At 58.9% G+C, this 21,933-nt stretch carries 18 protein-coding genes; all 18 read left to right on the top strand.

Annotated elements, in window-relative coordinates:
• Window positions 1-198 precede the first annotated feature (198 nt).
• The 18 genes from KJS47_RS05235 (at window position 199) to KJS47_RS05150 (ending at window position 21,891) form a co-directional block, all read left to right on the top strand.
• Complete coding sequence (locus KJS47_RS05235; RefSeq protein WP_249716123.1) at window positions 199-2,124, top strand: N-acetylmuramoyl-L-alanine amidase; 1,926 nt, start codon at window positions 199-201, stop codon at window positions 2,122-2,124.
• 365 nt (window positions 2,125-2,489) lie between these two features.
• Window positions 2,490-2,750, top strand: a complete 261-nt coding sequence (locus tag KJS47_RS05230) for a metal-sensitive transcriptional regulator (protein ID WP_213523398.1) — start codon at window positions 2,490-2,492, stop codon at window positions 2,748-2,750.
• Between the two features lie 87 nt (window positions 2,751-2,837).
• Window positions 2,838-4,001 (top strand): metallophosphoesterase, encoded by a 1,164-nt coding sequence (locus tag KJS47_RS05225; protein ID WP_249716121.1) that lies wholly within the window; start codon window positions 2,838-2,840, stop codon window positions 3,999-4,001.
• 369 nt (window positions 4,002-4,370) lie between these two features.
• On the top strand, window positions 4,371-5,132 hold the full coding sequence (locus tag KJS47_RS05220; RefSeq protein WP_213523396.1) for a DeoR/GlpR family DNA-binding transcription regulator: 762 nt from the start codon (window positions 4,371-4,373) through the stop codon (window positions 5,130-5,132).
• Window positions 5,133-5,220: 88 nt separating this feature from the next.
• Window positions 5,221-6,315 (top strand): zinc-binding dehydrogenase, encoded by a 1,095-nt coding sequence (locus KJS47_RS05215; protein ID WP_249716119.1) that lies wholly within the window; start codon window positions 5,221-5,223, stop codon window positions 6,313-6,315.
• Window positions 6,316-6,569: 254 nt separating this feature from the next.
• Window positions 6,570-7,649, top strand: coding sequence for an ABC transporter ATP-binding protein (locus KJS47_RS05210; RefSeq protein WP_213523394.1), 1,080 nt, complete (start codon window positions 6,570-6,572; stop codon window positions 7,647-7,649).
• Window positions 7,642-8,520: a carbohydrate ABC transporter permease gene (locus tag KJS47_RS05205; protein ID WP_213523392.1), complete on the top strand. Its 879-nt coding sequence runs from the start codon at window positions 7,642-7,644 to the stop codon at window positions 8,518-8,520. Before KJS47_RS05210 ends, KJS47_RS05205 begins: the two co-directional genes overlap by 8 nt.
• A gap of 38 nt (window positions 8,521-8,558) precedes the next feature.
• Window positions 8,559-9,389, top strand: a complete 831-nt coding sequence (locus KJS47_RS05200) for a carbohydrate ABC transporter permease (RefSeq protein ID WP_213523391.1) — start codon at window positions 8,559-8,561, stop codon at window positions 9,387-9,389.
• Window positions 9,390-9,417: 28 nt separating this feature from the next.
• Complete coding sequence (locus KJS47_RS05195; protein WP_213523390.1) at window positions 9,418-10,728, top strand: ABC transporter substrate-binding protein; 1,311 nt, start codon at window positions 9,418-9,420, stop codon at window positions 10,726-10,728.
• Between the two features lie 4 nt (window positions 10,729-10,732).
• Window positions 10,733-11,506, top strand: a complete 774-nt coding sequence (locus tag KJS47_RS05190; RefSeq protein WP_213523389.1) for a glycerophosphodiester phosphodiesterase family protein — start codon at window positions 10,733-10,735, stop codon at window positions 11,504-11,506.
• A 4-nt stretch (window positions 11,507-11,510) separates the two neighbouring features.
• Window positions 11,511-12,572: a phage baseplate protein gene (locus tag KJS47_RS05185; protein ID WP_213523388.1), complete on the top strand. Its 1,062-nt coding sequence runs from the start codon at window positions 11,511-11,513 to the stop codon at window positions 12,570-12,572.
• A gap of 176 nt (window positions 12,573-12,748) precedes the next feature.
• The gene (locus KJS47_RS05180; protein WP_213523387.1) at window positions 12,749-13,135 is read left to right on the top strand and encodes a hypothetical protein; all 387 of its coding nucleotides are present in this window, start codon (window positions 12,749-12,751) and stop codon (window positions 13,133-13,135) included.
• A gap of 274 nt (window positions 13,136-13,409) precedes the next feature.
• Window positions 13,410-14,369, top strand: a complete 960-nt coding sequence (locus tag KJS47_RS05175; RefSeq protein WP_213523386.1) for an ABC transporter permease — start codon at window positions 13,410-13,412, stop codon at window positions 14,367-14,369.
• The gene (locus KJS47_RS05170) at window positions 14,369-15,292 is read left to right on the top strand and encodes a carbohydrate ABC transporter permease (RefSeq protein ID WP_213523385.1); all 924 of its coding nucleotides are present in this window, start codon (window positions 14,369-14,371) and stop codon (window positions 15,290-15,292) included. Before KJS47_RS05175 ends, KJS47_RS05170 begins: the two co-directional genes overlap by 1 nt.
• Window positions 15,293-15,574: 282 nt before the next feature.
• Window positions 15,575-17,167: a response regulator gene (locus tag KJS47_RS05165; protein WP_213523384.1), complete on the top strand. Its 1,593-nt coding sequence runs from the start codon at window positions 15,575-15,577 to the stop codon at window positions 17,165-17,167.
• Window positions 17,168-17,170: 3 nt separating this feature from the next.
• A complete protein-coding gene (locus KJS47_RS05160; protein WP_213523382.1) occupies window positions 17,171-19,021 on the top strand; it encodes a cache domain-containing sensor histidine kinase in 1,851 nt (616 codons plus the stop codon).
• Between the two features lie 106 nt (window positions 19,022-19,127).
• Complete coding sequence (locus KJS47_RS05155) at window positions 19,128-20,603, top strand: extracellular solute-binding protein (protein WP_213523380.1); 1,476 nt, start codon at window positions 19,128-19,130, stop codon at window positions 20,601-20,603.
• A 358-nt stretch (window positions 20,604-20,961) separates the two neighbouring features.
• A complete protein-coding gene (locus KJS47_RS05150) occupies window positions 20,962-21,891 on the top strand; it encodes a helix-turn-helix domain-containing protein (RefSeq protein WP_213523378.1) in 930 nt (309 codons plus the stop codon).
• Window positions 21,892-21,933: the final 42 nt, after the last annotated feature.

Genomic DNA, 21,933 nt, shown 5'->3' with positions numbered 1-21,933 from the left:
GCTAGACCTACTCTCCCGGGGCTTGTCTAGGCAGCAAGGCACGATTTGGTGAGGAGCCGTTGACGCAGCAAATGTCGAGGCGTATATTTTGGAATAAGCTACCAATTGCCCCCGGATCCTCATCTTGCGCTGTCGCTTCCGTTGGTTCGCAGGGCGTGCTAGCGGACAAGGTCCCATATTGAAGAAGGAGGCTGTTTTATGTCCATTCGTTTGAGCAAGCGAAGGAACCGCATGCTGTTGACCGCGTTCACCGCGGGCATCTTGACCGTGACGTCTAGCCTATCCGCTCTTCCTTCCCGTGCGGCGCCGCCCGCCACCGGAACAGACAGCCCGCTTCAGCAAGCTTTTGAAAGCGCTTCACTGGAATTCGGCGTCCCTCTTGAGGTCCTGATGTCCGTTGCTTACAACGAGACGCGCTGGGAGTCGCACGGAGGAGAACCGAGCATGGGAGCGGGGTACGGCGTCATGCACCTGACCCAGGCAAACGAGCACTTATCCGCCCATTCCAAAGGCGACGCGGAGGAGCCGGATTACGACCGGGTGAACGATCCCGCACTCCGCACGCTCGATACGGCAGCCGCCCTGCTGGGCGTTTCTCCGGATGCGCTCAAGCTGGACACGGAGCAGAATATCCGGGGCGGAGCTGCCCTCCTGGCTTCCTACGCGCGGGAGCTGCACGGCAGCCTGCCCGCGACCGCCTCCGACTGGTACGCCGCCGTCGCCAAATACAGCGGCTCCGATGCGCAGGAGCTTGCGCAGAGCTTCGCGGACGATGTCTATGCGACCATGCTGCAGGGCGTCGAGGCGGTGACTACGGACGGCCAATACGCCAAGCTGAACGCGTCGGCCGTCGTGCCGAACACGAGTCTGCTGGATACGCTCCACCTGCGCAGCGCCCAAAAATCGGGCGCCGATTGTCCGAACGGCCTCGCCTGCCGGTACATTCCAGCCGCATACTCGCTCTATTCGGGCAGCGCGACCGATTACGGCAATTATGACCTTGCCAACCGGACCGAGAACGGTGACCTCAAGATCAAGTACATCGTCATTCACGACGTAGAAGGAAGCTACAAATCGGCGATCAATACCTTTCTGTCCAAGTCGTACGTAAGTGCCCATTACGTCATCGACTCGACGACCGGCGAGGTAACGCAGATGGTGCGTCCCAAGGATGTCGCCTGGCAAGCCGGCAACTGGTATATCAATGCCCATTCGATCGGGATCGAGCATTCGGGCTTTGCGGCCGAGGGAGGCAAATGGTACAGCGAGCAGATGTACCACGCGTCGGCCCGCCTGGTGAAATATCTGGCCAAGCAGTATGACATTCCGCTTGACCGGCAGCATATTCTTGGTCACGACGAGCTGCCGGGTCTGGCTCCGGCGAATCAGACCGGCATGCATTGGGATCCGGGCGCCTATTGGGATTGGGCGCATTACTTCACGCTGCTCGGTGAGCCGTTCGAATCCGGCAAGAAGGACAAGAAAAGCGGCATCGTCACCATCAACGGGAACTTCAAACAGAACATGCCTCCGCTGGAGTATGGAGGCAAACCGCTCGAGCCCCAGCCAGTCAGCTTCCTGCCCCTTTATTCCGCGCCCAGCTTCGATGCGCCGCTGCTGAGCGATCCTGCGCTTCATCCGGACGGCTCGCCCGGCACGATCAAGATCAACGATTGGGGCGACAAGGCAGTCTTCGGGCAAAGCTATTACCAGGCCGACGAGCAGGGCGATTGGACCGCCATCTACTTCGGGGGGCAGAAGGCATGGTTCCACAATCCGAAGGGCAAGAATACCGTCCCCGGAAGCGGAATGCTCGTGACGCCGAAAAAAGGCGCGGCCTCCATCCCCGTGTACGGGGCGGCGTTTCCCGAGCCAGCGGCGTACACCAAGGCGGGCATTCCGGTCCGCAACCGGATGGCACTCCAATACACGATTCCGGCGGGCCAGAAGTATGTCGCGACCGGTCCTATCAAATCGACGGAATACTACGCCAAGCTGTACAACGCACCCGAGACGTACAAGGTGATCCAGGGCGAGGAGGAATTCTATCAGATCTCGTTCAACCACCGCATCGCATTCGTGAAGAAGAGCGACGTGGACGTCGTCGACCCGAGCGGCAAGTAAGCCGGAGGGCGGCTCGAACCGTCCGCCGGTCGGCGGAAGCCGGCAGACGTGGCCGTGACGGGATGGCGAACGCTGCGCTTGGAGCCTCGCGGGCGTGCTTAAGAACGCAAGAGCGGACGGCGACGGCTAACGGACATTAACCTCGTTTCGACGAATACTGGGTAGAGGTGGGCCTGCACCGGATGGTGCAGGCCCGCTTTTTTCTTGTCTGGGACGAGGGGGCTGAACAGCCGTGAGAGCGGGAGGGAATCGGAAGGCCGACATGGGAGGGCTCCGGGCGAGCCGCTTCCTTTTCGCCTGCAGTTGGGGTACACTTTGAGATAGACATGTCCCCTAGCGGGAAGATGCGGAAAGGAAGAAGAAGGATGCAGTATGACGACAATACGAAGAAACGGCTGCGGAGGCTGGAAGGGCAAGTCCGCGGCGTGCTGAAGATGATGGAAGAAGAGAAGGACTGCAAGGAGGTCGTCAGCCAGCTGTCGGCGGTCCGGAGCGCGGCCGACAAAGCGATCGCCTACATCGTGGCCGTCAATCTGGAGCAGTGTATTCTCGACGAGAAGGAAGCCGGGCGGGATACCAGCAAGCTGGTGCAGCAGGCGTTCGAGCTGCTCGTCAAAAGCCGCTAACCGACAGGCTGTGCCGCCATGCGGGCGGTGGGCAGCCTGTTTTGCTTTTCCCGAAACGATACAAGATAGAGAAAGGTCGGTGCCCCTTTGGTTCGACGCGCGCTCATGCTGGTCGTTGTCCTGCTTGTTTATAGTTCCCTGAATGTGTACATCGGCTGGCACGGCCTCTACTATTGGCAGGCGTTGGGCTCCCCGCCCTCTACGGCCGCCTACTTGATCGTCTTTGCCGTGATCGCCGTTTCCTACCTGCTCGGCCGTATTCCGCGGTCGGGTCCTCCGGGACGGCTGCTCAAGGTGATCGGCTCTTATTACTTCGCCGTCTTCGAATTCGCCGTCCTCCTGCTGCCGGCGGCGGACCTCGCCGCCTGGCTGCTGCGTCTGTCCGGCATGCCGCCGAGGACGACGGTGCTCGCGGTCGGCACCGCGGCGCTGGCAATCCTGATAGTGCTGCTGCTGCGGGGCTCCTGGAATGCATGGAATCCGATCGTGCGAACCTACGAGATGACAATCGACAAGCCGGCGGGAGGGCTCGAGGAGCTCCGGATCGCGGTGGCGTCCGATCTTCATCTGGGCAACGTCGTCGGCAACCGCCATCTGGGCCGGATGGTGGAGCGGATGAACGCCATGCAGCCGGATCTGATCCTGCTGCCCGGCGATATTCTGGACGACGTCATCGAGCCGTTCCTCCGCAATGGGATGGCCCGGACGATGGAGCGCCTGCGTGCCCGCTTCGGCATCTATGCGGTGCTCGGCAACCACGAGTATTACGGAGGCCATATCGAGGAGCATGCCCGCCAGATGGAGAGCATCGGCGTCCGATTGCTGCGGGACGAGGTGGCCGAGGCGGCGGATGGAGCCTTCTATGTCGCGGGACGCAAGGACAAGACCGCCGAGACGGCCGAGGAGGGAGGCCGCCTGGCCACGGCCGCGCTGCTCGCTGGCGTTGACAAATCGCGTCCGGTCTTCGTCATGGACCACCAGCCGTATGAATTCGCCTTGACCGCCGCCGCGGGGGCGGATCTGCTAGTGTGCGGGCATACCCACCGCGGCCAGTTTGCGCCCAACCATTGGATTACCCGCCGGTTGTTCGAGCTGGACTGGGGCTATATGCGCAAGGACAAGATGCATGTCGTCGTTTCGTCGGGCTACGGCTCGTGGGGACCGCCGATCCGTCTGGCGTCCCGCTCGGAGATCATTGAACTTATCGTCCGGTTCCGGGCACCGGGCGCAGAGTGCGCGGGGAACGGATAGCGTCCCGGACGGGACGGCTGCGCGGGCTTGCGTGGCTCTGCGCAGGTTTGTGCATGTTTGCACAATGCCATTGCAAGTCGAGAAGCGCTGCCTGCTTGGAAAGCATACCAAGATTGCCGCTTCCTGCGTCTACCTTCGCAGGACTGCCCGGAAGGACATGCAAAGCCGCTTGTCTGCTGGAACTTCGGCAGATAGAGCGGCTTTTTTTGTATGCATGAAGAGAGAATGCTTGTAAGTTTTTTGGTGACATCCCTTGACAAGTAGGTTTGGCCAAGAGTAATCTGAATTTGCAGAAACGAGCAATAGTGAGCATAGTGTACAAACAAATGAGCGGTCGCAATCGCTTACAAGAAGGAGAAATGAACACAATTGCTAGCTGCCGAAAGAAAGATAAAAATAGTCGAATATGTGAGGCAGCATCAGGCCGCGTCCGTTTCTGCGCTTGCGCAGGAGTTCGGCGTGCATGAGGCGACGATCCGCAGAGATTTGGCGGAGGTCGAGCAGGAAGGGCTGCTGAAGCGGACCCACGGGGGCGTGATCGTCGAGGGCTTGACGAACCGGGAGCCTTCCTTCAACGAACGATCCACCGTCCAGCTGGAGCAGAAGATCCGGATCGGCCGAATGGCCGCCAGCCTCGTCGAGGACGGCGACCATATCATTATCGATTCCGGGACGACCACGCTGCATATCGCTAGACATCTGACCCATAAGATGAATCTGACGGTCGTCACCAACGATATGAATGTCGCCGCCGAGTTGAGAGACGCCCCCGGCGTCCGGGTTACCGTCACCGGAGGAGAGCTTTATCCGTCGAGCTATATGCTGAATGGAATGTTCACCGATCATGTTCTGAAGTCGGTTCATGTGTCCAAAGCCTTCCTCGGCACGCCCGCCATCCACCCGAAGCACGGTCTCATGCACCCGGAGGCGCAGCTCGTGGTCGCCAAGCAGGGGATGATCCGGGCCGCACAGGAGGTGATCGTCGTGGCGGACGAAACGAAGATCGGCAAGCTGTCTCTGCATAAGGTCGCCCCGAACAGCGCCATCCACACGCTCATTACCGGAGTAGAGGTGCCCGCCTACGACGTCCAACAGTTCCGGGACGCGGGTGTGAATGTGCTGACCGTTTGATTCGTAACAAGGTGAACCTCCCTGCGCCGCACGCGGCTAGGGGATTCATATATTCTATTTTCTTTACCAACTGGAGGTGGGCCTGTCCGTGTCAACAACAACAACCGGTGCCGTCATTTCCCGCACATTGCGATTGACGGCGCCGCACGTCATTGAAGAATTAAACCAGGAGAGAGAGCTGAGAAGCGGGATGGTTGCGGTCGAGCCTACGCTCGCCAGCATCTGTCATGCGGATCTGCGGTACTTCGGAGGCATGAGGAAGCCGGAGGTGCTCGCCAAGAAGCTGCCGATGGCGCTTCTTCACGAGGGAATTGGCAAGGTAGCGGTAGGAGGCGGTGCGGCGCTGCCGAACGGCACGCGCGTCGTCATCGTCCCCAACCTGCCGGGCCATCTGCTCGCCGGTATCCCCCCCGAGGAGTGCTGTCCGGCCTGCCGGGGAGAGATCGAGGACAATTATTGCTCCCGCGGGCTCTTCCTCGGAAGCACCACGGACGGCATCGCTCAGAGCAGGCTTGTGCTGCCCGAGTCGTGCACGATTCCGATTCCGGATACCGTGCCGGACGAGATTGCGGTCCTGGCCGAGCTGTGCAGCGTGTCCTACCGAGCGGTCCGCGGACTCGCGGAGCAGCTCAAGACAGCCCGTGTGGCGGTATTCGGTGACGGTCCGGTCGGCTATTTGACCGCTGCGGTTCTGCACCATGCTTTCGGCGTTGGCAGAGACCGGCTGATCGTCTTCGGCGCGATCCGCGATAAGCTGGACCAGTTCGCATTCGCCGAGACGGAGATGGTGCAGACGTATGATTTCGAAGCCGGGGACAAGGTCGACATCGTGGTGGAATGCACAGGCGGCCGCTTCAGCGAGAGCGCGCTGAACCAAGGGATCGATTTGCTGAAGCCGGGCGGTCATATCGTCGCGATGGGCGTGAGCGAGGACCGGGTGCCGATCAATACGAGAGACGTGCTGGAGAAGGGGCTGACGATCCACGGCAGCAGCCGCAGCTCGGTGGATGACTTTCAGAGGGTCATTCAGGTTATGGAGGATCCGGAATGCCAGAGCACGCTGCGCAAGCTGATTCCGGAGGAATATACGGTGGTGAGCAAAGCGGAAGACCTCGCTGGCGCTATGGAATCCGCTCTGGCTCACCGGGACTGGAAAAAAACAATCCTCGACTTTCACTGGTGACACAGGGAAAGCCGGCGGGTCGGGACCCGGCTGTTGACGCAGCAGGTTGACCCAGGAGAAGACAGCCGCGTATTTCGCGAGGGACCGGGCTCTAACCCGGCTGCAGCGCGAGATACGCGCAGCTGTCCAAGACTAGTGTACCACATTCGCAAAACCGGCAGCAAAAGGTCTTTCCCGGCAAACAAACGTAAGCGCTCTCAATAACGCCAGGGCCGTTGTCGGCCTCTTAAGAGGAATGGTGAGGAGGAGTAAGGGTGGCATCCATAGAGTTCGTTAATGTGACCCAGTCGTTCGACAAGAACGTCATCATCAAGGATTTGAATCTCAAGATCGAAGACGGCAAGTTTACCGTCCTGGTCGGGCCGTCCGGCTGCGGCAAGACAACGCTGCTCCGGATGATAGCGGGTCTCGATCCGCAAACTTCGGGCTCCGTGCTGATCAACGGCAAGGACGTAACCCGAATTCCCCCGGGCCAGCGGGGCGTCGCGATGGTGTTCCAGAACTATGCCATCTACCCGACGATGTCGGTCCGGGAGAATATTGAATTCGGGCTCAAGAACAACAAGGTGCCCAAGGATGAGCGAAAGCGCCTGGTCGAAAGCATCAGCGAAACAGTCGGTCTCGCCGGCTACCTCGACCGCAAGCCGTCGACGCTCTCGGGCGGCCAGCGGCAGCGGATAGCGCTAGCCAGAGCGATGGTCAAGAAGCCGTCGGTCTTCTTGATGGACGAACCGCTGTCCAACCTCGACGCCAAGCTGCGAGTGCAGATGCGGATCGAGCTGATCGAGATGCACAAGAAGCTTGGCACGACGTTCGTCTACGTCACGCATGACCAGGTCGAGGCGATGTCGATGGCCGACACGATCGTGCTCATGAACCAGGGCCAAATCCAGCAGGAAGCGGCGCCGGAGGTCATCTACCGCCAGCCGAACAACCTGTTCGCCGCCCAATTCATCGGTGTACCTCCGATGAACATCGCGGAGCTGGGCATCGATAATGTCATGTTCGGTTTCCGTCCGGAGAGCGGGGTGTTGTCCACCGAGCCGCTAGCCACCCATTTTCAGGTTCCGGGTACGATCGTCACGCGCGAGATGCTTGGCTCCGAAACGATTTATCAGGTGAAAAGCGAGGAACAGGCGTACATGATCAAGTGCACGGAAGACCGGTTCGTCGTCGATCAAGAGGTCTACCTGGGCGTGGAAGCCGGGAATCTGTTCTTCTTCGGAGCGGACGAGAACCGGATCGACCGGGAAGACGGCCGGTTCTCATCCTATCTGGAAGCGTTGGGCGGTCGGTCGAAGGTACTGGTCATGAGGGGACAGGCGAATGGATAAGAAGCGGATTTGGGAAGCGGTTCGCCCCTACGTCATGATTCTGCCGGCGATGACCGGCATCGTCCTGTTCGTGCTCTATCCGGTCGCCTATCTGATCAAGCTCAGCTTCTACAAATACAACCTCATGAACAAGGACAAGAGCAAGTTCATCGGAACCGATAACTACACCCAGATTTTCAGCCGGGAGGACTTCTATACCGCCCTTCTCAACACAGTTGTCTATACGATCGGCGTCGTCGTCCTGACGCTCGTCCTGTCCTTGATCATCGCCGTTTGGCTGAACAAGCGCAAGCGCTTCAATGCCATCGTGCAGGCGGGCATCTTCACGCCCCATATCATCTCGATCGTCTCGGTGGCGCTCGTCTGGATGTGGCTGATGGAGCCGAACCACGGGCTGTTGAATTTCCTGCTCAAAACGTTCGGTTTGCCGGGCTCGACCTGGCTGCAGAACTCGAGCACGGCCATGATCTCGATCATTATCGTATCCGTCTGGCAGAACATCGGCTACTATACGCTGATCATCGTGGCGGCACTCCAAAGCATTCCGCCGAGCATCTATGAAGCGGCCGCTCTCGACAATGCGAGCAAGTTTCAGGTGTTCCGCAAGATCACGCTGCCGCTTATCTCGCCGCAGCTGTTCTTCATCCTGATTATTATGACGATCGGCTCCTTCAAGGTATTCGACACGGTCAAGATCATGACGGGCGGAGGCCCGAACGGAGCGACGACCACGCTCGTCTATTACATCTATGAATTCCGTACGAACAGCATCGGATACGCTTCCGCCACGGGCGTCGTGCTTATGGCGATCATCGCCCTGCTGACCGTTGTTTACTTCCGGGTGCTGTCTAAGAAAGTCCATTACCAGTAAAACGCCCAAGACGCTGAGAAAAAGAGGGTGTGTGATCCATGTCTTTTGAATGGAAGTATGTAAGAGCGCCGCTCAGCTTTCTACTGAAGGCGATCGTTCTTATGATCTTCATCTTCCCTTTTCTGTGGATGATTTCCACTTCGCTGCAGACCTTTCAGGAAACGCTTACGTTCCCACCCACGTGGATTCCTTCGATTCCGCAATGGGTCAACTTCTCCACCGCGATGAATGCGGGCCCATTCCTGACCTATGCCAGGAACTCGATTATCGTCACATTCTCGGTCATCCTCATCCAGGTGCTCGTGATGATCCCCGCGGCCTATGCCTTTGCGAAGTATCGATTCGCCGGGAAGGAAATTCTGTTCTCGTTCGTCCTGCTTGCCTTCATGATTCCGGGGCAGGTCACATTCATTCCCGTTTACCTCATGCTTGCGGACTGGGGCTTGATCAACTCGCTGCTGCCGCAGATACTGCCGTTCATGGCCAACGCCTTCGGCATCTTCCTGCTCCGCCAGTATTTCATGCAGATTCCGCAGGAGATCATCGAATCGGCGCGCCTGGACAATGCGAGCGAATTCAAGATCATTTGGAAGATCATGGTCCCGATGTCGATGCCGGCGCTGGCGACCATTGCCCTGTTCAGCTTCGTGTCGCACTGGAACGATTACTTCTGGCCGCTTGTCATGACGGACTCGGCCGCCGTGCGCCCGCTGACGATGGGGATTGCGATGCTGCGGGAGACCGAGGGCATTAGCAACTGGCACATCATCATGGCCGGCAACGTGGTGCTCGTCATTCCAATTCTGATTGTGTATTTGTTCGCTTCCAAGCAGATCGTCAAGGCGTTTGTCTATTCCGGCATCAAATAACATTGCCAATATTAGGGGGATTGTTTCTATGTGGAAGAAAGCTTCTTCTGTCCTGCTCGCCACCACCATGCTGTCCGGGCTGCTTGCCGCCTGCTCCGGCGGGGAGTCGCCGAAGACAACCGATACGGGCTCATCCGCGGCTCCGGCGCCCTCCGGCCCGGCCGGCAAGGCGACCGTTCAATTCTGGCATTCGCTTGGCGGCAAGAACGGCGAGTATCTGGACGCGATGATCAAGCGCTTCAACGCCTCACAGGACAAGGTGGAAGTCGTCGGCACGTTCCAGGGCTCCTACGACGAGACAGTCACGAAGCTGCAGCAGGCCGTCGCGGCCAAGACGGGTCCGGACATCAGCATGCTCGAGCGCGCTTATATCCAGATGTTCGCCGATTCAGACGTCCTCGAGGACATGACGCCGTTCCTCAAGAAATCGAACATGAGCCAGGATGACTTAACCCCAGGGCTCATGGGCCATTCCGTTTTCGACAAGAAGCTGGTGTCGCTGCCGTTCAACCGGTCCACACCGATTCTGCACGTTAACAAGACGATGCTCGACGAGAAGGGCCTCGCTGTGCCGAAGACCTGGGAAGAGCTGAAGACTGTCGCCAATGCGCTTGTCATTAAGGAGAACAACGAGTTCAAGCGGTACGGCTATTCGATGCCTTACGATACGTGGTATCCAATCGCCATGATCTCCCAGGCCAAAGGCAAATTTTTCAACGACCAGGGGACGTCGATCGGCTTTGACAGCGCGCTCGGAACTAAGGTGTTCAAGTTCCTGAAGGATCAGCAAAACACCGGCGCGCTCTACTACCCGCCGCAGCAGGATTCAGGCAACATCGTCAACCAGATGTTCATCAGCGGCAAGATCGGCCTGATGTACCAATCGACGGGCGTAATCGGCAGCCTCAAGGACAACGTCAAGTTCGATTACGTAACGTCCTTCCTGCCGATGGATGCGGTCTATGCGACGCCGACAGGCGGAGCCAACCTGTCCCTGATGGCAGGCTCCAAGAACAAGGATGCGGCTTGGGAATTCCTCCGCTGGGCAATGATCGATCCGCAGGGCGGCCTCCAGTTCATTCTGGATTCGGGTTACCTGCCGTTCACCAAGAAGATGGTCGAGTCTCAGCAAATTAAGGACCTGTGGGCAAAAGAGCCGAACCGCAAGGTCGCTTACGACCAGCTGCAGTATGCGGTGGATACCAACAAGCATGTAGCCTGGCCGCAGGTGATGCAGGAGTTCTTCAAGGCGATCCAGGCGATCATGTACGACAACAAGGCGATCGAGCCGACACTGGATACGTTCAAAAAAGAAGCCGAGCGGCTGTTGAAAGGATAATCCTATGATCGAACAACTTTTGCAGCCAGCGGGCATTGTCGTTTCCGCGCATCGCGGGTATAAGGCCCGTTACCCGGAGAATACGCTGCTTGCCTTCCAGAAGGCGCTGGAGCTGGAGGTCGACATGATCGAATTCGACCTCCGGTTCTCCAAGGACGGGGAAGTCGTAGTCATTCACGACGAGACAGTGGACCGGACGACGGACGGAACCGGCAGAGTCAGCGATATGACGCTCGAGGAGCTCAAGCGGCTCGACGCGGGCGGCTGGTTCGGCAAACCGTTCGAAGGCCTCAAAATCCCGACACTCGCGGAGCTGTGCGAGCTGTTGAGCGGGTATCCCCGCATCCTGCTGAACGTCGAGATCAAGCCGGCGCCGGATGCCACCAGGGTGGCGGATGCCTCGATCGCCCTGCTTGGGGAGCACGGCCTGCTGCCGAACTGCGTCTTTACCTGCTTCGATGCCACGGTAAGCGCCTATTTGTTCGACACCTATGGCGTAAAGGTCCAGGGCTTTCCTGAGCATGTAATGTACAATTACGTGCCGGGTCCGGAAGGCACCCGCTCCAAGCTGTGGGCGGTCGCTGCAAGCATGAGCCTCCTCACCCCGCAGCTGGTGAAGGAGATTGAGGAGGCGGGCCTCCTCGCCTGGTGTTACTGTCCGGACCGCGACCAGCAGGTGCATTACGCGTTGGGATGCGGCGTCAAAGTCATGACCGTCAACGATCCGCTTCCCGCTATGCGGATCCGCAAGCAATTGAACCAATCCGTGGAGGTGTAAACCAATGCCAAACGCAACTCGGACTACTTCGTTCATCCGCAAGCATCTGGTCAAGCTCGTCGGTGGCCTCGCCATCCTAAGTCTCGTGCCCTTTGTTCCTCCGGCACCCGCCAGCGCGCAGCCGCCTGTTCTCAAATCCAAGATGTTCGTCCTTGACGAGCCCGCTAAGGAGCTCATCCGCGACAAGCCGCTGCATAACGGCACGGTCATGCAATCGTTCGCGTTCGACAATGCGAACGAGCGCATCTATATCGTGCAGCTGATGGCGGGCGGCCAGCAGCTGCCGGGCGAGGACGCTCCCGTGACAGGTGCTAACCGCGACAAGAACGGAGACCTGACTCTCACGCAGCTGGATATGAAGGGGAACGTGCTCGGCCACATGTTCCTCAAAGGCTTCGGCCATGGAGTTCAGATCGGAGCGGAGCCTGTTGGCGATCAGACGTATCTGTGGACCGAGACCGATTCGGTCACCGAAGGCAGCAGCGGCTGGGGGACTCAGCTGGCGCGCTTCCCGTTTGAGAACGGGAAGATTCTGACGCCGGCTTCGCCCGAGCTGGAGAAGCACCGGCTGATCGAGGGCGCGGACCGGACGACGGTCAATCTCGACGAGGCGCATGGCCTGCTGACGATGCGCTACCGCAAGAACGGCGCGTTCCACTTCGGCGTCTACGAGCTCGAGAAGGTCAAGCGGCGTGAATATACGCCGATCGCCGACGTAGCGCAGCCGCAGGTCGGCACCTTCCAGGGCTTTGCCTCGTACGGCGCTTATCTGTACCTGCTGGAGGGCAACTCCTATGGATCCGGCGGCTCGACCGCACCCGAAGGGAACACGTACATCACCGCCGTCGATTTGAATACGGGCGAGGTCAAAGACAAGCAGCTCATGTCGGCGGGACAGTCACTCAGCTTCCGGGAGCCGGAGGGACTGGGCATCCGGCTGCCGAAGAGCAACAATACGCATAAGGCTGAGCTGCATATGGGCTTTGCCTCCGATTTCACGCCGAACCGTCTGGCTAACCTGTATTATGTGGACCGCCTGCTTCCCATCCAGGCGATCGAGAAGTAACGCTTCGGTCTTCAGGGCCGCCGGTGTGCCGGCGGCTCTTTGGCTTGTCAGGGCGGCTGCCCTAGGCCCGAAGGACGAAGGATCGGCTGGCAACGGTGCCAAACCGGGACTTCGCTCCGAATCCTATAAAGGAGGCTGGAGAAGCTGAAAGAAGAAACGAAGGAGCAAAAAAACGGATGAACGAAACAGTGACGACTTTGACCGATGAACAAAAGGCGGCGTTGTCCGAATTTATTACGCTCGATTATGCGCAGCGGCTGCTCGACAACGACCTGGTCCTGACCAAGACCTCCCATTTTCCCGACCTATATGAGCTGCTAATCCAACAGGTTCAGGCTTACTTGGCCCGGGAGAAGGCGGCTATCGATCTTCAGCAGTGGGGGATCACCACCCCGGTCTGGAACGAAATCGGCGGCGGGAAGGTCATCTATCATTACCGGCTGCAGAATACGGAGAAGATGGTCGGGGTGAAGGAGCAGGTTGTCCGCGACGCCATCTCGCGCAAAATCGCCGTATGGCTGGGCAGCCCCGACCGGACGGAGGAATTGGAGGAGGAAGCTTGACCATCCTCGGAGACCGCCTGGCCGATTCCCCTACATAACTAGAACGATTCGCGAGCCGACCCGCACCGGGCCGGCTCGCGTGCTGTAGGTTCCGTTCTTCCAGACTGCTTCGCCGTCCTGCGGCGAAGCAGTCTTTTTTGTATGTCCCGTCTTTACAATCGTAAAATATTCTTGGTAATCGTAAGATTGCAATATTTTCGCTCCTTCCGTTTCGGATGACAATAAGGACAAGGCTTAGACTGATCTATTTTCGAACGGAAAGGAAGGCGCTTGCATGGACCTCGCATCCAAGACAAAGCCAGTACCAAAAAAGAAGCCGGCGCAGGGAAGGCGCGAGAAGTGGGGGAAATTCCGGAAAGAGTGGGACCTTTACCTGATGCTCGTCCCCGGCTTGCTCTTCCTCCTCATCTTCAAATACACGCCGATGTACGGACTTATTATCGCCTTTCAGGACTTCAGCATTTTCCGTGGCATTGGGGACAGCCCATGGGTCGGCCTGAAGCATTTTGAAAAGCTGCTGCACAACGACCAATTCTACAGCGTGCTGACGAATACGCTCGCCATTAGCGTATTTAAGCTCGTGTTCCTGTTCCCGGCGCCGATTCTCATCGCGGTGCTGCTGAACGAAGTGCGCAAGATGATGTTCAAGCGCGTCGTCCAGTCGGTCATCTACTTGCCCCACTTCATCTCGTGGGTTATCGTCAGCGGTCTGTTCATCAATCTGCTCTCGGTCAACGGGGGTCTCGTCAACGCCCTGATCGTCAAGCTCGGCGGCCAGCCGATCGCTTTCTTCATGGATCCGGGCATCTTCCGCTCCCTGCTCGTCACGACGGAGGGATGGAAGGAAGTCGGCTGGGGCACGATCGTCTACCTGGCGGCTATCTCCTCCATCGACCCGCAGCTGTATGAAGCGGCCAAGATGGACGGAGCGAACAAGTTCCAGCAAATTCGCTACGTGACCCTGCCCGGCATGGCATCGACGATCGTCCTGATGCTCATTCTTCGTCTCGGCAACATGCTCGAGGCGGGCACCGAGCAGATTCTCGTTATGTACAACCCGGTCGTCTACAACGTCGCAGACGTCATCGGCACTTATGTGTACCGCGTCGGTCTGGGCGCCTCGGACTACAGCTTCTCGACCGCCGTCGGCCTGTTTGAATCAGTCGTCGCGTTCATCCTGATCATCTCGGGCAACTGGCTTTGCAGAAAATATATGGGAAGGAGCATCTGGTAATGGCGCAAAATATGCTGTCGCGGCCGGCCGGCAAACGAGGGGCGATCAAGGAGTCGCTGGGCGAACGGATTTTTACCGTCTGCGTCTACATCCTCTTCACGCTGCTCGGCATCGCCACCCTGTTTCCTTTCCTGAACATCATCGCCAAATCACTCAGCAGCGAGGCCGCCGTCATCTCGGGCATGGTCACGCTGTACCCGATCGACTTCCAGATCGGCACCTACCAATGGGTGCTGGGGAATAAGCAGTTTTTGAACTCGTTCAAGATCACGGTTTTCATTACGGTCGTCGGCACCTTCTGCAGTCTGCTCATGACGGTGCTGTCCGCGTATCCTTTGTCCAAGACTTACTTGTCTGGACGCAAGTCCTTTCTCCTGATCTTTATCTTCACCATGCTGTTCAACGGTGGCCTCATCCCGACCTACCTGCTCATGCAAAAGCTTGGTCTTGTCAATACGGTCTGGTCACTATTCGTGCCGGGCATGATCAGCGTGTTCAATATGCTGATCGTCAAGAACTACTTTGAAGGACTGCCGGACAGCCTGGAGGAGTCCGCCAAGCTCGACGGCGCCAGCAATGTCCGCATTCTGTTCAGCATCATGCTGCCGCTGTCGATGCCGGTCATGGCGACCATCGGTTTGTTCTACGCGGTTACGCTCTGGAACAGCTACTTCAACGCTCTCGTGTACGTGACGGACCCGGCGCTCAAGCCGCTGCAGCTGTATCTTAAGGAGCTTATCGCCTCCACCAGCGAGGTCATGAAGCTGGCGGGCGAAATCGACATCAACAACGACCTGAACAAGGCGCCCGAGGCGGTGCAGGCCGCTTCGATCATTACGGCGACGGTGCCGATCCTGTGCGTGTACCCGTTCCTGCAAAAGCACTTCGTCAAAGGCGTACTCGTCGGCTCGGTCAAAGGCTGACCGGCGGATAGCAGCAAAGCCCTGGAGGGGGACTCGGATTTGAGTCCCTCTGCCGGGCTCTTTTCGCATTAAGCGCCGAACGTTCGACGAATGGAAACAGAATGACCTGCTCAGGTGTACGGTAGGTTTGCTACAATATAGGGGATTGCTGCTATACGCCTGCGGCAGCGGGCGGGCCTCTCCGTGGTCGAAAAGCGGCTGGAGAGCCCGGACTGGAGAACCGGCGGCTTAAGCCGGCCGTGCGCTGCATGGGGCTGGGCAAGGACAGAAGAGGTGAAGAGAATGATCAAAGTGATGCTGGTGGATGACGAAGAAATGACCCGCGACGGCCTGCGCGAATTCGTAGCCTGGCAGGAGCTCGGCTTTTCCGTCGTGGCGGAGGCCGCGGATGGCGTGCAGGGGCTCGAGAAGTTCCGAGAGGCGGGACCCGATCTCGTGCTGTGCGACGTCCGCATGCCGCGCATGGACGGACTCGAGATGGCGGAGAAGATCCGGCTGGAAGACGGCGACTGCAAGATCGTCTTCCTAAGCGGCTATTCGGATACGCCATATCTCAAGAAGGCGATTCAGCTCCACGCGGTGGATTATATAGAGAAGCCTGTTCAAATTCATGAGCTGGAGGAGCTGCTGGGACGACTGGCGGCAGAGTTCCGAGAAGCTGCACGCCAGCGCACCGAGGTGGAAGCGATGCAGCGAAAGCTGGACAGCGGCCGGCCAGAGCTCACCGGCCGCCTGGTAAAGCAGCTGCTTCGGCTCACGTCTCCCTCCGACCCGGATTGGCCGTCGGTGCGGGAGGAGATGCGCCTGTTCCGGCCTGATTTTCCCCTCGAGGGACTCTACGCGGCCTGCGCCTTCCTGGCCAAGGACGAAGCGGGCTGGGAGCAGTGGCGGGAGGAAGCGGAGCAGGCGGCGGAGGCGGCGGAGCTGCCGCTCTTGGCGGCCTTACTCGACGGCACGGGCGTTGCAATTGTCGCCGTTCCGTCGGAGCACAGCCTGGAAGGACTCGCCCTATGGCTGAACAAGCTGACCGGCAAAGGCCGTGGAGACGCGAGGCCGGAAGTGCGGCTCGTCGCGGGAGTCGGCGAGATCAGCCGTCATCCGGCGGCGGTGCATGCTTCTTATGAGCAGGCGTTGAAGGCGCTTCCGTTCCATTTCTATCGGGGCTGGAACACGGCGATCTGGTATCGCGAGCTCCCGCCGCAGGAGAAGACCGCGTCGCTGCAGCTGTTCGACAAGCAGGGCTATATCCGGTATGAGGAGGCTCTCCGGCGCAAGGATATCGGCGCAGCGATCGAACTGCTCGATCAGACGGTGAACGAGCTCCTGCTGTTTCCCGAGCGGAACATCGACGCGGTGCGCAAAAAGCTGTTCCGCTGGTACGTGGCGCTGACCAAGCTTTATCCGGAGGCGATGTGGGAATTCGAGAAGGACGAGCTCTGGTTCTCGGTGTTCCTGACGGGCGAGCTGTACACGATTCGCAGCTTCCTCATGCGCCGGCTGGAGATTGTCCGCGAAAGCGCCGAGCTGGGCGGACAGCCGACCGAGAAGTCGGTCATCCGCGAGGTGATCCGGTATATTCAGGAGCAGTACAACAACGATGTATCGATCGCGGCGATCGCCGGGCACGTCTATCTGACGCCGACCTACCTCTGCCTTCTGTTCAAAAAAGAGAAGGGCATCTCCATCAACGATTATATAACGCAATTCCGGATCGAACGAGCCAAGATGCTGCTTCGGGACCGCAGCCTGAAGCTGTATGAGATTTCCCGGTTCGTCGGTTACCAGGACGCGAATTATTTTGCCAAGGTGTTCCGCAAGCAGACCGGCATGAACCCGTCGGAGTACCGGGACACGATGGAAGAAGGGACGGGGTAGCGCATGAAGGCCTTCTTCCGGCCGGTGCAGAGATTTCTTGCCGATCTGCGTATCAAGTACAAGCTGCTGCTCTCGTTCGGGCTGCTCATCGCCGCGACTGTCGGCCTCATCTCCTATATCTCCTATCAAAAAACGGCGGGGCTCATCGAGGAGCAGGTCGTGGAATCGACCGGCAAGTCGTTCGAGCAGGCGAGCCAGTTCATCTCCTACAAGCTGGACAACGTCAAGGATGTCTCCAGCATGCTGTTCATGGACAAAACGCTGAACGAAATTCTGATTCGAGGCGAACAGAGCTATCCGCTCGGCGAGCAGATCGACGATTACTGGAAGCTGCAGGACATTATCCGCTCGGTCAGCAACAGCCGGGAGATTTACAGCACCCGGCTGTTCGTGCGGACACCCGCCATCTATTCCCGGGAAGACAGTACGTTCCTCGACATGAAGCCGGTTGTGGAAGAACGCTGGTACAAGGATATGCTGACCAACACGGACGGCATTTACTGCCAGGGCACATACGAGTACGACTATAAGGACAGCCGGGGCAAGCAGAGCATCCTTTCCTGCCTGCGCCCCCTGCTTGATAACGGCTATACGGGCAGCCCGATCGGCGTCGTCGCCATAGACGTGCTTGAGAGCTCGATCAGCGACATCATCCGGCAGACGAACATTACGCGCAACGGCCAAGTCTACCTGATCGACCGGGAAGGCACGATCATCTCGGGCCTTGATTCGTCGCGCATCGGCACCAAGCTGGACGCGCTGCCAGGGCAGTCGGGCTTGTTCAAGACCGACAAAGGGACGGAAACGGTCAAATGGGAGAACCACGCCTCCAAGCTGATCTACCGGCAGATTCAGGGGACGAACTGGAAGCTCGTCGCGCTCATTCCCGAGAAGGAGCTGACCGAGCCGAGCAGCATGCTGGCCAGCTACCAGATCGCGGTGCTGGCGATCGTCCTCCTGCTGGCGGCCGTTATTGCCGTCTGGCTGGCCGAGAATTTGACGCGCCGCATCCGCCTGCTCGTCTATCAGTTCGGCAAGATCGAGGTGGAGAAGTGGGACGTCCGGCAGCCGGTCGACAGCTCGGACGAGCTCGGCGTGCTGCAGTCCTCCTTCTACCGGATGAGCGATACGATGCAGCGCCTCATCAAGGAAAAGTACCAAGAGGAAGTGCTCAAGAAGAGCGCGGAGCTCAAGGCGCTGCAGGCGCAGATCAATCCGCATTTTCTGTATAACACGCTCGATATGATCCATTGGCTCGCTATGAAGCACCGGGCGCCGGAGATCAGCAGCGTGGTCGGCAGCCTCGCCAAATTTTTCCGCCTCAGCCTAAGCAAAGGGCGGGACATCATCACGATCGGCGAGGAGATCGAGCATGTGCGCACGTATCTGGAGATTCAGAACAAGCGGTTTGGCGGACGGATCCGTCATGAGGTGGATCTCGATCCCGGTCTTGAGCAGTACGCCACCGTCAAGATCGTTCTTCAGCCGATCGTCGAGAACTCGGTCCTCCACGGCATTCAGGAGCGGGAGGACAAGACCGGGACCATCCGGATCACCGGCCGGCTGGAGAACGGACGGATCGTGCTTGTCGTCGAGGACGACGGCGTCGGCATGACCCAGCAGCAGCTTGAGAGGCTGGCGGGTAAGGATCCGGACGGCGGCTACGGCATCCAGAACGTCATGGAGAAGATCAAGCTGTATTACGGCGAGGAGTACGGGCTTTCCTTTGCCAGCGAGCCGGGCCGGGGCACTCGCGTCACGGTGGTCTTCCCTGCGCTCCCTCCGGGGGAAGCTCCCGCATCCGGCGATGAGGACGGCCATGGAGAGGCCGGCGGCCGGCGCGAAGTGACTTAGGACAACAAAAGGAGCATCTTTCGACAAATACCGATCTCTTTATTCATGGTAACGTTAGCTCAAGGGAAAGCCTTTACACAATCACAACAAAGATGGGGGAAGCGACATGAAGAAGGGGATTACGGGAGCAGTCAGCTTATCGTTAGCGGTTACATTGATGGCCGGCTGCGGCGGCGGAAACGACTCGACGACAAGCGGCAAAGGAGAGGAAGGCGGGGCGAAGCCGGAGCTGCGCCAGCTCGGGTTCGCGCGGAACTTTGATCCGAACTCCGATCCGGTAGCGAAGTTTCTCGAAGAAAAGACAGGCTACAAAGTAAAGTACGAGACGCTTCCGCTTGAGAACGCGGACGACAAGCTCAACTTGCTGATGGCCAACAAGGAACCGTACGACATCCTCAAGCTGTCCGGCTCGCAGTACAACCGGCTGGCGGCGCAGGGCGCGCTCGAGCCGCTGGACGATCTGCTGAGCAAGTACGGCAAGACGCTGCTGAGCGTCAACGACAAGGAAACGTTCGAGAACGCGAAGGTAGACGGCAAAATCTACGGCATCCCGGAGAAGCATCCGCGCGCGTTCGTCGGCAGCTCGCTGGCCATCCGCCAGGACATCCTCGACGATCTCGGCATGAAGGTGCCGACGACGACCGACGAATTCTACAACCTGCTCAAGGCGATCAAAGAAAAGAAAAACATCATTCCGCTCACAGGCTTCAACGGCATCGTACCGGAAATCGCAGGCGCGTTCGGCATCCAGACCTCGTGGGAGGACCAGGCGGGCAAGCTGATCCACCGTCTCGAGGATCCGAACATGAAGGAATACCTCGCGTTCATGAACAAGCTCTACAGCGAGGGGCTCATCGACACGGAGTGGCCGGTCAACAAAGCCGCTACTATCCAGCAGAAGTTCACAAGCGGCAAAGCGGCCATGATGGAGTACGGCTGGGGCGTAGCGCCGGCAACGACCGAAGCGCTCCAGAAGACATTGCCGAACGCCAAAATTACCATCATTCCGGCGCTCAAGGGCAAGGATGGCAAGCAGAGCAACTGGCTCCAGGGCGGCGGCGTCAGCTGGTACATCGCCATTCCGAAGGCGTCCAAGCATAAGGAAGAAGCGATGAAGTATCTGGATCTGAAGGTACAGCCGGAAACGTTCAAAGAGCTTGCGATCGGGACCGAGGGCGTGGATTACAAAGTCGAGAACGGTCAGATGACGCCAATTCTGCCGGCCTTCAACACGGACCGCGGCCAGGCCGACTGGTTCATGACCAGTACCGATTCCAAAGCGTACGAAGAGCAGTGGCTCCTCCGCGTCCGCAAGGACAAGGTGCTGTACGAGGCGTTCGAGGAAATCCAGAAGCAGGCTCCGTACTCGGTGAAGGACCCGACTCTCCTCGCTCCTCCGCTGGCCGTCGTGGGCAACAACATGCAGAAGCTCAACAAGCTGGAGACCGACTACCTGATCAAGGTGATCGCCGGCGCCGAGAAGCTGACGGGCTACGACAACTTCGTCCAGCAGTGGAAATCGCAGGGCGGTACGGAAGTCATCCAGGCGCTGTCCGACTGGTACACCAAATCGAAGAAGTAAACAGCGATCCTAAGCCGGGGCACTTGCCCCGGCTTTTTCTTTGTGGACGGGGGATGTTTGCGGGGATTTATTGGGGGCCCCCACAAAGTAATAGGAATAAGCTACAGCGCTTCACTTCACTTTGTGGGGTTATATGGGGCCCCCGCAAAGTATTAGGAATAAGCTGCAGCGCTTCACTTCACTTTGTGGGGTTACTTCGGGGCCCCCGCAAAGTAATAGGAATAGGCTGCAGCACATCTCTTCACTTTGTGGGGAGATTTCGTAATATTTTCCCCCATATCGTAAGATCGTAGGCTTCCGCAGCGGCAGGCGACCCGGCACAATAAACCTATCACTTAGTTTTGCAGGGGGGAACGCCTTGCCAAGCCGTAGAGATGCACAAGCTGCTCATTTCCGATTCGACAAGAAGTACTTGGACAGGCCCTTGACGCTGGGCCGATTCGTGCTGGATCAGCTCCGAGACTGCTGCTTCCCGGGGGAGCTGCGCGGCGAGAAGGAAAAAGCCAGCCCGTATCGACTCCTCTATGTTCTGTCGGGAGAAGGCACACTGGAGATCGGCGAGCAGCGCCTCGCGATGAAGGAGCGGACATTCGCACTAGGCGGCCCGAAGGAAGACTGGCGCATCCGAAGCGAGGGACAGGAGCCGGTCCGTCTGCTTGTTGCCTCGTTCCGGCTGGCTCCGGAGGCGAAGCATGCCTATCCGGAGCTCGCGGATTGGAGTGCCGAGCCTGCCGGAAGAGACGACGCAGGCAATCTGGAAGCGTGCCTGCTAGAGCTGCTGGAGGAGGCGGGCCGGGAAGACCGGTACGCACGGGAATCGAGCGAGGCCTGCCTGAACCGTCTCACCGTGTTCCTTTGCCGCTACCGGCAGGCCTCAGGCGGCAGGCGGTCCGCTCAGCCCCCGCAGCCGGCGAAGGCGGTGCCGGAAGGAGGCAAGGCGGACCTTGTCTATGAGACAGTCCGCTACATCGACCGCCATCTTGTCCAAATCCGTGAGCTGGGTGAAATCGCCGACGCACTCGGTTACAGCTATTCCCGCCTGTCCCACGTGTTCCGGCTGGAGATGGGCGTCTCCCTGCAAACCTACTGGAACCGGAAGCGCATCATGCGTGCGATGACGCTACTGCAGGCTGGGGAGACGACGATCACCCGCATTGCGGAGACGCTGCAGTACCAATCCGTGCATTCGTTCAGCAAAGCCTTCAAAAAAACGGCTGGCCTCGCGCCGACGGAATACAAGGAGCTGTACGGGCGCGCCGGGGAGGACAGACAGGTTGTCCAGTCGTAGCCAGGCGTGCGGGGGGACGACTCTTTAGCGCAAGCACGACGT

This window comes from Paenibacillus sp. J31TS4 (assembly GCF_018403265.1).
Classification (GTDB): Bacteria; Bacillota; Bacilli; order Paenibacillales; family NBRC-103111; genus J31TS4.
The sequence above is the reverse complement of the archived record's forward strand: the minus strand, read 5'-3'. Positions and strand labels throughout refer to the sequence as shown.